Genomic DNA, 12,890 nt, shown 5'->3' on the forward strand with positions numbered 1-12,890 from the left:
GGGAGAAGGTGCAGGTCTCCTTCTCCCATCCCCCCTTCCTCGCCCGCAGCGCGGGATAGGAAGGGGGCAGGGGGGGAAGGTGAGGGGGCAACCCTCCCCCTTTAAGAGCATCCCACTGCCAGACATAACTACCGGCGTACTACCGTTAACCGCAGCTTGTGTAATAAGAGTTCAGCCAGGTCACATGCGTACACATTGGTCAGCAACCAACCAGCAGGATGCGACTGAACAATATGGTTCAGAACTCGACAATAGTTTGATGGCAAGGGAAGTTCGGGCAAAAGCCAGCCACCACCAACCGAGGTGAGGGAAATTGGCGGCGGATCGATCAACTGACCGTAGGCAGTCAAGAGTGCTTCATCGGCAGGCACAGTTTGCCAGCCGGTTGCGGTAATACGCAGATATTCCGCCGGGCCACGCCCAAGACGACGGCGCACAATTTGTTTTTCAGGCAGCGTCACAGTACCGGTAGGCGATGGGCATAATCCACGCCATCCGCCGGGTACGTTCAGATCGAGCAGGCTAAGCTGTTGTTTCGGTCCTACGTGAATGACGCGGAGCGCACCAGGTGATACGATAGGAGGCGAAGGGAGCGCAGCAATCCGATCGGCAATCGTCAAAGTAACGAAACCACGGTTTGCCAGGCGTGCGAGCAAACCTTCACGTCGCCAACTGGTCAGACGGAATTGAAACCCTTCACGCTCGCCTTCACCACGTAAAACAGGACTTAATGCCGGATTGTGGATTAGAAACAGATTAGGCCGAATCTCTTCAAAATCGGCGGGTGCACCAGGGCGACGACGAGAAGCCATAGGCCAAGGAAACTATAAGTCTGACGTCAGCTAGCCAGATACCGCCCTGATTTACGACAAGCCAAGTCGCTGACGGTTTGGCGCAGAATAAGCATGGCAAATAGCGATTGCCAGAGCATCGGCAGCATCGTCAGGCCGTGGTACCGTAGCCAGACCGAGCGTCAGCCGCACCATCTCTTGCATTTGTCGCTTATCGGCGCCACCATAGCCGGCCACAGCCTGCTTCACGGCCAGCGGTTTATATTCGTAGACCGGTACACCAGCCTGTGCCAGGGCCAGTAACGCCACACCACGTGCCTGACCAACCGATAGGGCGGTATTTACATTCTTCCCAAAAAACAGCTCTTCCACTGCCGCGGTATCAGGATGTAGCTGCTCGATAATTGCTCGTAGGCCATTGTAGAGCTGCAATAGCCGTTCAGGTTGTGGCATACCGGCTGGAGTGGTGAGCGCACCAACATCGATCAAGCGCAAATGACGGCTGTCGAACTCAACGACGCCCCACCCCATGGTCGCTGTCCCAGGATCAATACCAAGTGCCCGCACAATATTCCTGTTGGTGGGTAAAGTTCACGAATCGAAACGTGCCACTAATTCGGCGGTAATATCGAGATTAGAATAGACCTTCTGCACATCGTCGAGATCTTCGAGCTTCTCGATTAAGCGCAGTGCCGCCAACGCATCTTTTTCATCGGGTTGGATAAGCGTCTTAGCACGCATAATCTTCTCGGCGTTGCTTACCGGTACACCCTGATCAATAAACGCCTGCCGGACAGCATTCAACTGCGTCCAATCGCAGTATACTTCAAGCGTTTCATCATCAACCACCACATCATCGGCACCGGCATCAATTGCCATCAGTTGCAATTCATCGGGATCGCGCTTGGTGGCACTCAAATCAATCGTAACCAGTCCCTTCTGTTCAAACATCCACGCCACGGAACCGGGTTCACCGGGGCTACCACCATTTTTATTAAATGTAGCCCGAATATCAGAACTGGTTCGATTGCGATTATCGGTAGCCGCTTCGATCAGGATGGCAACGCCACCAGGCCCGTAACCTTCGTAGAAAATCTCTTCGAGCGCTGCCTCATTCGACTTACCCAAACCACGATCAATGGCGCGCTGAATATTCTCATTTGGCATGTTGTTGGCGCGGGCCTTTTCAATTGCCAGCCGCAGGCGAAAGTTCAAGTCTGGATCGCCACTACCACCCTCACGGGTTGCAATCGTAATATCACGCGCCAGTTTCGTAAAAAGTTGACCTCGCCGCTGATCGTTTACGCCTTTGGTGCGGCGAATGGTGTGCCATTTTGAATGACCTGACATATCCTCTCACCTCCCTGTGATAGAAGGTTATACTATGCTCAATTATAGCATGGCTCGTTGAAGGTCTCGCATCGTACAATATTGTTACTAGTTCCGTTTTGAATCAGTAGCGGTTTTCATCTGCCGGCAGGAGGGGCATATGTCAACGGTGATAACTGATCGAGTACATTGTTTGCCGAACGATATCTATGTCGTTACGACTGCTGCTGGCGATGTTATGGTAAACAGTCCACCGGAGAGTCTGAAGTTTTTGCTGGCACACGGCGTGAACCCACCCAGGTATGTCATACTCCCCCTTGATGCTCTACCGGGAAGCGAGCCAAGCTCGCGAGGTTTTGTCTATCGTGGTATCAATTACGCGAGCGTCGAATTTCTCATCTATGCCAATTTTTTCGGGCAACAACAGAAAATAACGCTGATTACCCCAACCATAGCGCAAGCCCAACGATTGCACGCACTATTGAGTGAAACTATCAACGGCCCAACAGCAACTGAAGAGTGGCCCAACCCATGGCTCCGGCGTGAATGTGCAGCGGTCGCCTTCTTTCCTCCCCTGGGACGCGCACCAACGATTGACGATATGACAAGCATTGTGGCTTTGGAAGCAGGAGGTGGTGATCTTGGTCAGGTGCAGATTACCTGTGATGGAAGCAACTTTATCTTCACCGAAAACGGCGCTGAAATAGCTCGTATTCCTACGACAATCTCTGCTGTCGCCCATCCGTTGACGGTAGCGCCACCACGTCCATTACCACGTCAGGCTCTAACCCTCCAGTTCATCGGTGGCAGTGATGGATTTGACCCCACCGGTATTACAACCTGCTTTCTAGCGTACTTTGGCAATCGTCAACCTCTCTTGTTTGATGCTGCTGCATACATTAATGTACGCCTGGCCCATTTAGGACTATCGCCAAGGCAGATCGACCTGGTTATCATCTCGCACCTTCATGAAGATCATATCGCCGGCTTGCCCGAATTGATTCTGACCGGTGGTAAACGAGTTCAACTTGTAACCGCGCCAACCATTTACCGTTCATTATTGCGTGTCCTGAGCGAAATGCTTAATCTGACACCAGCGACGGTCGCCGAACTATTCGACTTTTACCCGCTTGAGCCAGGCCAACCCCTGGAACTGCACGGTTACCAGTTTATCGCCACATATGCAGTCCACTCGGTGCCGACCATTGCGGTAAAGGTCAACGGAGTCGGCTATTCAGGTGATATGCGGTACGATGAGGAGTGGTTAGAACATCTGCATCAAACCGGGTATCTGAGCGCCGAACGGCTCAATGAACTACGCCGCTTTGCCGACGGAGCCGAATTCCTGGTTCACGATATGGGTGGTGGTGCTATTCATACAACACCGAGTGCACAATTGTTACGCACACTTAGCGCTCGCAGCCGACGTCTTATCCTGGCCCATACCAGTCACCGACATCTCGACGTAACCGCGGACGTGGCCGACCGGGTAGAAATCGCCGTTAGTGGTCATATTGTTGGCACAGGTGACATCGTGCAAGACGACGAACAACGCCAACGGTTTGAAACGCTCACCATCTGCCCGATCTTTGCCCGTCTGAAGGCTTCTACCCGATCAAAGCTAGCCCAACAGTGTACAGTCCTTACGTTCTCAGCAGGTAGCGTTATCGCACGTGAAGGTGAAGCCTCCGATGGCTGTGCGTATGTTATCCATCGCGGGATCGTCGAGATAGTTGTTGGCAGTGAAGCGGTGCGTCTCTTGGGGCGTGGTCACAGTTTGGGGGAACGAGGCGCCTTGATCGGCGAACCGCGTACCAGTACGCTGGTGGCACACAGTGACGTGCAACTGCTACAGATCACACCTGAGCTATTTGCCTTTGTAGCCGATCAGTTGGGATTACGAGCCGCTTTTGCCCGCGCCGAATGGCTCTGGCTGCATTCAACGTTGGGGCAATTGCCTTGGGCTACGCTACTTGATCTAGCGCTCGATTTTACCCCTCACCCGATCGCCACCGGTGATGTTCTCTGTCAACGAGGCGAAATAGGAACACACGGTTTCTTGCTGATAAGCGGTCGCTTGCACTTCAGCGGTGAGACCAGTGGTGAGAGTGAACAGAGCGGCCACTGTTTTGGTATGCGCTCGGCGTTGCGTGGCGAACCCTACCGGCTTACCGTGCGTGCCCTGACCGAAGGGATGGTCTGGTCAATTGATGCCGCGGCCTTGCAACGTTTCTACCTGATGTATCCTGATCTCATCCTCCACTGGCAAACGATAGACCGATAAGATATTCACGCTGTATTCATCTGCACGAATAACGAATGAGTGCCTATCCGAATATCGTATCGTCACGTCCATGACGGATTAACTCTGTCAGGAGGGGTACAGCGGCGCCGTACCTCTACCGGTGCCTCACCACCCGTCGCATCGACTACCTCTATGCTTCCCACCCCGCATCACATGACCATTGTACCGGTGGGGTGGTGCGCACGCCAACTCCCCATCATCGGTGGATGGAGGTAGGGTTGACAACTGCTGGAAATTTTATTATCATTTATTTCAGCCATAAAACTCTCGGATTGGGCTCGTCAGCAGGGGATCAGCTCTATCACTGCCTGGCGGTGGTTTCGGGCGGGGAAGCTCCCTGTCCCTGCCCGCCAATTGCCTACTGGGACAATCCTCGTCGAAGCACCTCGCTCAGAAGGCACCACGGTGCTCTACGCCCGAGTGTCCTCCGCTGACCAGAAAGAGGATCGGGAACGGCAAGTTCAACGCCTTCAGGCCTTTGCTCAAGAGCAGGGTTGGACAGAGGTTACAGTGGTGACCGACATCGGCTCCGGGGTGAACGGAAAACGAAAGAAACTTCTACGGATCCTGCGGGATCCCCAGGTGGTTCGGATTGTCATGGAGCATCGCGATCGGCTGGCCCGGTTCGGATGTGACGTGCTGGAAGCGGCTCTGGCCGCTTCGGGGCGACACGTGGTGGTCATAGAGGATGGGGACGTGACAGACGACCTGGTGCACGACGTCCTGGACATCCGCACCTCGGCCTGCGGGCGTCGGTATGGGCGTCGGTCGGCCCGGCACCGAGCGAGGCAGGCGCTGGAGGCAATGGGATGCGGGTGATACAGGCGTTCCGCTTCGAGCTGGCCCCCAGCCGGGAGGCCCGGATCGCCCTGGCGAAGCACGTGGGTGCCGCCCGCTTCGCCTACAACTGGGGCCTGACTCGTTGTCTGGAGGCCAAAGAACGCGGCAAGCAGATCCCCTCAGCGGTGAACCTCCACAAGGACTGGAACAAGTGGAAGCGAGAGAACGCCCCCTGGTGGGTGGAGGTGTCCAAATGCGCCCCTCAGGAGGCATTCCGGGATCTGGAGCGGGCCGTCCGCAACTGGCGGCAGGGCCGGGCCAACTTCCCCCGCGTCAAGCGCAAGAAGGCCCTGGCGGACAACAAGGCGAGGTTAACCGGCCATATCCGGGTCACGCCCCGGCACGTGCAGCTCCCTCGCATCGGCAAGGTCCGCACCAAGGAGCGGACGGATAAACTCCTGGAGCTCCTTCAGTCCGAGAAGGCCCGCATCCTCTCGGCGACCATCTCCCGAGAGGCGGATCGCTGGTTCGTGAGCCTGACCTGTGAGGTGGAGCGCCCGGATCCCGAGCCCCGGGAGGTCCAGGGACCGGAGGATGTGGTGGGCATCGACGTGGGGCTGAAGGCTTTTGCCGTGCTGTCGGATGGAACGCGGATCGAGGCCCCGAAGCCTCTGGAGAAGGCCTTGCGGCTGTTGAAGCGCCGTTCGAAGCAGCTCTCGCGGAAGCAGAAGCGAACAGTTTTCTCCCGCAACTACGAGAAGGCCGTGTTGCGCCTGGCCCGGTTGCATCGCCGCATCCGCAACATTCGCCAGGACTTCCTGCACAAGGTCACCACCGAGCTGGCGACAGCCAAGCCGGTTCTGGTGGTGGAGGACCTGAACGTGCGGGGCCTGGCGCGGAACGGGAGTCTCTCGCGGGCCATGCTGGATGTGGGATGGGGGGCCTTCCGGCGGATGCTGGAGTATAAGTACGCCTGGTATGGGGCCGTGCTCCTCATTGCGCCGCGGAACTTCCCGTCCACGAAGCGGTGCTCGGGCTGCGGCTGGGTCGGTCCTGCGCTCCCCCTTTCCCAGAGGGTGTTTCACTGTGAGGCGTGCGGGTTGGAGGTTGATCGGGATCTCAATGCGGCGTGCAACCTGAGCGCATACGGGCTGACCCACCTGACGGGTCCTACCGGGAGTTCCCCGGGAAGTGACGCCTGTGGAGATCCCTCTGGCGGCGGAACGGCCCGCGAGGGTCGGTCTACGAGCTATGGGTCGATGAAGCAGGAAGCAGCCCGTCATGAGTTTCACCTTTCGGGCGGCAGAACGGTGAAATAAATGACGATGCGCGGCAGAACGGTACATAGATGTCAGCACCGCTGCGCCCTACCCTCTCGCATGATAGACGGCCGGACCGGGTGCGATGTACATCCCGGGGCCGCTGCCGCTGCATCAGGACGGCGAGGGGCGACCTTCATGGGTTGGAACGAGATATATCGGATCGGCTCTAAAGAAACACGAATGCCCTCTTTAAAAGAGTCTTCGTTGAATTCTTCCCATAAGAAAGAACTCTACACTTTACGGTAGCGGTACAGGCGCTTCACGTCATCGCTTGATAGCGTAGTTTTCGAGTTGCAGAACCAGGTCTGGCAAGGAAGATAACTTCTGTGCAGAAATCCCGTCAGGCATTTCAACATCAAAAATAAGTTCTTTCAATCGCTCAGTCCTCCTGATTCTCTCTCAAGAAGTCAGGTAAAAACCAAACGCTTTCGTGCAGCGTGTGATGACCTTTCCAGTCAAGATGCCTGGCATTTAAGCGATCCGATTGCTCTGCAAGAGTCCTGGAATCCATTTGACAAAGGACGTTCGTCGTAGTATTATATGTTTCGCGCCGAGCAAACGGCTCAGGCCGAAGTGGCGGAATTGGCAGACGCGCTACGTTCAGGGCGTAGTGAGGGTGACCTCGTGTGGGTTCAAATCCCACCTTCGGCACCACGTTGGGGGATAGTTTAAGGGTAGAACACCTGGTTCTGGCCCAGGCGGTTGGGGTTCGAATCCCTGTCCCCCAGCCACAAAACTCAACCAAGTGACCCCTTCTTCACAATGGCGTGAAGAAGGGGTTTTGCTATCAAACGGCTGATCTTCACTTGCCCACTCGTGTCCCACAACTCGGACAGAAAATCGCTCGCGCCGGCATCTGGAAACCGCACTGTGGACATATCTTTGGCGCATCAGATGTAGGCGGAGCTTCGCTAATTGGAACCGACTGCACCGTTGGCGATGGCGGTGTTGGCGGAACGTAGACCTCGTTTTGCGCCTGTTTCAGCTCTTCTTCACGGGCAACCAGTGTCGAACGCAGTTGATCGAGTGCGGCTGCCAGTTCGGCCAGTGAAGGGGCGTGAATCTGACCTGCCCGTTGCAGGTCATACGCACGCTGACCAAGCTCTAACAGTTTCTGATCGATCAGGCGGCGAAGTTCGTTGATTTCACTTTGCAGACGTGTCGTCTTCTGAAACTTCTCAGCCTCGAACCTTGCCCGATCACTGACATTGGCAATGGTCTTACCCAGTTGGTCGAGAATGCTCATCAAAATCTCCCTCCTACGCTCGGCGAGAAATCTTCTCAAAGGATTTTCGCTATGTTTGACGATCAGCAATCGTCAGTGGATGCAGAATGTCACTTTCAGGTATGATGACAGCAGTGATGAGCATAAACACAGATCCGGACGGTATATAAACCTATCTGGCCCTGTAAACCCAGCAGGCCGCGACCGACAACAGGGTACCAGGCATGTTCAGTATCTCTGTGATTTGGGATAAGGGAGCCTCCTTCCTGAAAAACCACTGTCTTGCATCCGCTGACGATAATCCCCACCCCGCACCGTTGGCCGAACATCATCGTTTGGCGTGTCAGCACATTACGGTGGGCGTACTTCCCAACATCTTCCGCTTTCACACCTCCGACCGGATATGGTATAACGATAGATATACGATGTCGCCAACAAGGTCTCTACAACGCAGCATGTAGCAATTATTGTATCATCCTTAACATGAAGCAATTTGTGTTCTTCTATCAACAGATCGTCCGGTGGCTGTTTCATCGTCTCTACCACGAACTGGCGTGGAGTTACGACCTCATCGCGTGGCTGGTTTCCGGTGGCTACTGGCAACGCTGGGTACTGGCAGCAGTTCCTGTGTTACGCGGACGGACGCTGGAGTTGGGATGTGGGCCGGGTTATCTGCAACGAGCACTCGCCAGACGTGCCGATGTTATCGGACTAGACCTCTCGCCGTTTATGCTGCGACGAGCAGCACGTTTCAGCCGTCGGTTGATAAGAGCTGATGCGCGCCGCTTACCATTTGCCGACGCCAGTTTCGATACGGTATGTGCAACCTTTCCGGCAGAGTATATCCTTGATCCGAACACACAGGCCGAGATACGGCGAGTGTTAACTGCTGACGGACAATTAGTGATCGTTGACGGTGGACGCCCGGAAGGATGGTACGGTCGCTTGATTGATGCTCTCTATCGTTTGGTGTGGCTGAGACGGCACACCGATGAGCTACCGACTGTTGTTGAGTTCGGGGATTTCCGCTTGCAGGTGCAGCGTGTTCGGGTAGGAAACAGTAGTGTCCTGATGATGATGGGAAAACCGTATGCCACCGAATCTGAGCGTTGAGTTCGCCTGGCGCGCACGAGGTTGCACCGTACTGGCAGGGGTTGATGAAGCCGGACGCGGTTGCTGGGCCGGTCCGGTTGTTGCAGCCGCAGTAGTGCTCTCACCAGCCGTATACGATCAGCCCGACCTGTTACGTATGGTGAACGATTCCAAACAATTGACGGCAAACGCCCGCGAACAGACGTATACCGTCATCAAGACGCACGCAGCAGGGATTGGGGTTGGTATCGTGCCGGCTTTTCTCATCGACGCTTATGGCATCGTTCCGGCGACCCGTCTGGCAATGATCCAGGCGTTGTTGGCGCTACCCTGTGCGGTTGATGGCGTGCTCATCGATGCCGAACGGCTACCCGGCATCACACTTGCTCAGGAATCGCTCATCCGTGGTGATTCGCGTTCACTCTCGATTGCGGCTGCCTCAATTGTTGCAAAAGTCACCCGTGATCGGTTGATGGTAAGCGCCGACCGCTGTTACCCGCAGTACGGTTTTGCCCTGCACAAGGGTTACGGTACAGCCGTTCATCAACGTGCACTCGCTCGATACGGCCCATCACCGTTACATCGCCGCACTTTTCAGCCGGTCATGGACGTTCTGGCGCAACTAGAGTGCACAGCGACTGCGGAGATTGTACCGACAATGTTAGCGGATAGATTGCCGTAAATATCAGAGTGTGATCAAAAACCCGGGCTTTTGATGAGGCGAGACCATGGTATCTCCAGAATGGTTCGGGGAATAGTGGCGGGCAACTGGCACCCCTCACCTTCCCCCTGGCCCCTTCCTCCTCCACACGGGGCGAGGCAGGGGAGGTTGGCCCCGCACCTTCCCTCCTGGCCTCTTCCTTTCCCACACGGGCCGAGGAAGGGGGCGGAGCGTGGCTGGCGCGAAAGCATATTGGTACACCTCACGCAATGGTTCGCACGGGTACGTGCCCAATGAGAAATCTGGCTTTCTGATCAGGCTCTAAGACGTTATGCTGTAGCGGGGTGAAACCTCTGAATTTTATACTCACGACGTTCTTAGCGTAGCGGAGCGCAGCATGCGATTTGATCAACATCTCGTCTCTTCAGCCGTTCTGGCGATGTGTTTATATCCACGGCAACCTTTATCAGCAGCCCTACTCATTGCCGGTGGTGTCTTGATCGACCTCGATCATCTGGTACTGTACATCAGTCGTACCGGCGATTGGAGTATTAGCGGTGCCCTCCACTACAATCGTTATCGCAATCGACTGCCGCAGCGTGGCGACAACCGGCCAAGGTACGGCTCATTACGTTCGTGGCTGCATCAACCGCTCCTTGTGGTACCAACACTTTGGGCATTGGCGCAGCACCATCGATGGATTCGTCCACTAGCGGCGGGGGTAACATTGCATCTGTTCCTCGATCATCTGGCAATGCCGGTTATCTGGGCTACATACCTGCGTGCCGGTGGGTGTTGCGTCCGTTGTGGAACGAACCAGCGGATTGATGTCTACCGACGGCCAGTGCAGCAGGGGGAAGATTGGCGCTGGGTAGTCTTATGCCGACGCTGTGCGAATGATCGGCGAACGTTTGCCGATGTGCTCGATGGGTGGCATCTATCACAGCGTACAGTCCGGTCGTAATTGCGGTAAGATGCAGCGGGCAGCCATACTTGCCGCACGTTGAAGATGGATTGTAAAGGGATTATCCCTTGGCCTGGCGTAGATGACCACTGCTCTGCATGATAGGTGGTGCGTTGTCGTAATGACGGTAACGATCATCATCCACAACCTGTTACGATTCACCACCGAGGACTCCTCTAATACGTGGTACACTGAAAAGAGAAGCTAAAAACTTGCAAACACTCACTATATATCTGACCGTCAGACGGTAAGGAGTTGGTGATGGATCCAGATGATGAGTTCCTTCCCGAGGATCCCATAACCGAACTAAGCCGCCTCGCCAGCGAAGCAATAGATGGACAGGCCAAAGGGGCGTCGTCGGCTGAACGGCGGCGACGCTGTGATCGCGTACTGGAAATGGAAGCGCAGGGATACCTTACCGACGAGCGCGCATATTTTCTGGCAGGCCTGGTCATGATCTGTGGTGAAACAGCAGCCGACTTTCGTCATGCCCATCGCTTTGCCCGGCGTGCCACAGAATTGGGTGACGAGCGGGCGTGGACACTGCGAGCGATGGCATGGGATCGCCTGCTCATCGAACTGGGCCAGCCACAGCACTTCGGCACGCAGATTATCCGCATCGGTGGGCGCTGGTCGCTTGGCGAGGTCAATCCACGAGTGACCGATTGGGAACGGGCCTTATTCGGTGTTCCACCGCTCTACGTACAGTTGCAACGGGTTGAGGAGTTACAGCGTTCGGAACGAGGTTGATACACGTTCCTTGTAGTTCACTACACGACTCACCATAGAGAGTAAGACAGCGCGCCGAACAAGATGATTGCAGGCGGAAATCTCTGTAACCTCTCTGTGGTGAGATTACTTTTTGTAGTATGTTAAAATCTGTACATTTTTTCACCAATTTAAACCGCATTTTTACTCATAAAGTCTGTTCCCGTTCTAACAATGCTTGTAACGATAGCGTAATCTACACAGATTGCTCGTTGGACGCAGTGAATTGTACATTTTCATCATCCTATCAGGTTTTTCTCAGCATACCAGGGAGGGGGTTATGAGAAGACTTTCACTGCGTTCCGCCTTTGCATTCGGATTCAGCATCTTTATTCTCGTGATTCTTGGGGTATTTGTGTATGGTTCAGCCGCTTCTCAGGCACGTGTCGAAATCTTTACACCCCAGGGATTCGCACCATGTGCAACCACCAACGCGCCAGCACCGGCTATCTTTCAAACTCAGAGCCTGCTTGCTCGTTTCGATTATTATCGGGTCCTTGAGCCACCTTTTGGTCCAGAACCGGTAGAAGTTGACATTACCTTCCCCGACGGTCGTATCTTTACCGTTGGTGCCAGCCAGTTGCTCGACGGCGTGATCGATATGCCTACGAATGTGCAGTTTGCCCGCTTTACCAACAATGGCGGTCAACTTTCGCTGACCATTACGGTACCGGGTACCTGGCCGTATGGCTGCTACCGACTGACCGGGCGCGGTTTGAGTAGCGGCGGGGCAAATACGGCATCGGCCTTCTTTGTTGTGATTCCAGGCGGACAACCAGGGCCAAGTGGTAATGCCACTATCCGGGCGACATTGAATGGTCAGGAGACGAATGTCATTCTACAGGGGCAGATCCTTGAGGTCGATGGTCGAGGCTTCATCGGCGGTGAATTGGTGTCGTTTTGGCTTACAGCACCCGACGGTACCGTCATCGATTTTCCGCCCGGCCAACAGGTGATACGGGCAACACCCGCTGGCGCAGTCTCAACTTCCTTCCAGTTTGAGGGTAAGAATCCGGTTGGGCGCTACACCGTAACCGCACTCGGTAATACCAGTGGGTTTCGCGCCTTTGCCCACTTTGAACTACGCTCACGACCGGTAACACCACGTGGGCCAGCCCGTCTGTCGGTGGTCGTTCCCTTCGGAGCGCAGGCGCCGCAACGCTCCATCTTTTATGCGAATGGCGACCTCTTCTTCCCTGGTGAACGAGTGGATTTGTGGTTAACAATGCCAGACGGCGCGGTGCGAGGCTTTCCCTCAACCTTTGCCGATCCGATAGCCGGTCAGTTCATGGTAGAACTGTTCCTCGATGAACGGTTGCCGGTTGGTTTCTACCAGCTTACCGCCCAGGGTGCGGTGAGTCAGCAACTGGTTATTGCCACCTTTACCCTGACCCAAACCAGCGACACGATTGCCAATCCGCAACCGGTACCGCTGATTGGGTTAGACAACAATCCCCTGACTCCACCTAATATTCCGTTCAACGATCCGAATCCTGCTGACATTAATGAGTACGGCAACCCAGATGAGTAAGTTGACATCTCATTAGCAATAGCTCAGCGGCACGTTCGTGCGTGCCCCCGGTAAGGCACCACCGGGTACGTGCGAGAACAGTTGCGCGTCGGTAGGCGAGGTAGTACCTTGATGTGACAATT

At 55.2% G+C, this 12,890-nt stretch carries 12 protein-coding genes and 2 tRNA genes; 10 read left to right on the plus strand and 4 right to left on the minus strand.

The genetic code is table 11. The annotated features are described in order from the left end of the window. Positions 1 to 128: 128 nt before the first annotated feature. From JE47_RS0102090 to JE47_RS0102100, 3 genes are read right to left on the minus strand one after another with little or no spacing between them, the layout of a single operon-like run. A complete protein-coding gene (locus JE47_RS0102090) occupies positions 129 to 812 on the minus strand; it encodes a hypothetical protein (RefSeq protein ID WP_031458175.1) in 684 nt (227 codons plus the stop codon). A 51-nt stretch (positions 813 to 863) separates the two neighbouring features. Then, on the minus strand, positions 864 to 1,358 hold the full coding sequence (gene ruvC / locus JE47_RS0102095; RefSeq protein ID WP_031458176.1) for a crossover junction endodeoxyribonuclease RuvC: 495 nt from the start codon (positions 1,356 to 1,358) through the stop codon (positions 864 to 866). Positions 1,359 to 1,382: 24 nt separating this feature from the next. Further along, positions 1,383 to 2,141, minus strand: coding sequence for a YebC/PmpR family DNA-binding transcriptional regulator (locus JE47_RS0102100; protein WP_031458177.1), 759 nt, complete (start codon positions 2,139 to 2,141; stop codon positions 1,383 to 1,385). Positions 2,142 to 2,280: 139 nt separating this feature from the next. On the opposite strand from JE47_RS0102100, the gene JE47_RS0102105 reads away from it, so the two are divergent. The 5 genes from JE47_RS0102105 to JE47_RS0102125 all read left to right on the plus strand — a co-directional run bounded on the left by JE47_RS0102105 (position 2,281) and on the right by JE47_RS0102125 (position 7,258). Next, the gene (locus tag JE47_RS0102105) at positions 2,281 to 4,404 is read left to right on the plus strand and encodes a cyclic nucleotide-binding domain-containing protein (protein WP_031458178.1); all 2,124 of its coding nucleotides are present in this window, start codon (positions 2,281 to 2,283) and stop codon (positions 4,402 to 4,404) included. Between the two features lie 279 nt (positions 4,405 to 4,683). Beyond that, entirely contained in the window at positions 4,684 to 5,244 is a 561-nt protein-coding gene (locus tag JE47_RS0102110; RefSeq protein WP_031458179.1) for an IS607 family transposase, read from the plus strand. Next, positions 5,235 to 6,524, plus strand: coding sequence for an RNA-guided endonuclease InsQ/TnpB family protein (locus JE47_RS0102115; protein WP_035418842.1), 1,290 nt, complete (start codon positions 5,235 to 5,237; stop codon positions 6,522 to 6,524). Before JE47_RS0102110 ends, JE47_RS0102115 begins: the two co-directional genes overlap by 10 nt. Before the next feature lie 570 nt (positions 6,525 to 7,094). Further along, a tRNA-Leu gene (locus JE47_RS0102120) sits at positions 7,095 to 7,181 on the plus strand. Between the two features lie 3 nt (positions 7,182 to 7,184). Next, a tRNA-Gln gene (locus JE47_RS0102125) sits at positions 7,185 to 7,258 on the plus strand. Positions 7,259 to 7,329: 71 nt separating this feature from the next. Here the strand turns inward: JE47_RS0102125 and JE47_RS0102130 are convergent. Then, on the minus strand, positions 7,330 to 7,773 hold the full coding sequence (locus JE47_RS0102130; protein WP_031458181.1) for a zinc ribbon domain-containing protein: 444 nt from the start codon (positions 7,771 to 7,773) through the stop codon (positions 7,330 to 7,332). Positions 7,774 to 8,235: 462 nt separating this feature from the next. On the opposite strand from JE47_RS0102130, the gene JE47_RS0102135 reads away from it, so the two are divergent. The 5 genes from JE47_RS0102135 (at position 8,236) to JE47_RS0102155 (ending at position 12,768) form a co-directional block, all read left to right on the plus strand. Beyond that, a complete protein-coding gene (locus JE47_RS0102135) occupies positions 8,236 to 8,865 on the plus strand; it encodes a class I SAM-dependent methyltransferase (protein ID WP_031458182.1) in 630 nt (209 codons plus the stop codon). After that, positions 8,843 to 9,526 (plus strand): ribonuclease HII, encoded by a 684-nt coding sequence (locus JE47_RS0102140; protein ID WP_051871051.1) that lies wholly within the window; start codon positions 8,843 to 8,845, stop codon positions 9,524 to 9,526. Before JE47_RS0102135 ends, JE47_RS0102140 begins: the two co-directional genes overlap by 23 nt. Before the next feature lie 376 nt (positions 9,527 to 9,902). Then, positions 9,903 to 10,469 (plus strand): hypothetical protein, encoded by a 567-nt coding sequence (locus JE47_RS0102145; RefSeq protein ID WP_035418844.1) that lies wholly within the window; start codon positions 9,903 to 9,905, stop codon positions 10,467 to 10,469. Between the two features lie 261 nt (positions 10,470 to 10,730). Next, on the plus strand, positions 10,731 to 11,219 hold the full coding sequence (locus tag JE47_RS0102150) for a hypothetical protein (protein ID WP_031458185.1): 489 nt from the start codon (positions 10,731 to 10,733) through the stop codon (positions 11,217 to 11,219). A gap of 298 nt (positions 11,220 to 11,517) precedes the next feature. Then, entirely contained in the window at positions 11,518 to 12,768 is a 1,251-nt protein-coding gene (locus JE47_RS0102155; protein ID WP_031458186.1) for a hypothetical protein, read from the plus strand. Positions 12,769 to 12,890 lie beyond the last annotated feature (122 nt).

The sequence above is a fragment of the Chloroflexus sp. MS-G genome (genome assembly GCF_000735195.1).
In the GTDB taxonomy this organism is placed as follows: Bacteria; Chloroflexota; Chloroflexia; order Chloroflexales; family Chloroflexaceae; genus Chloroflexus.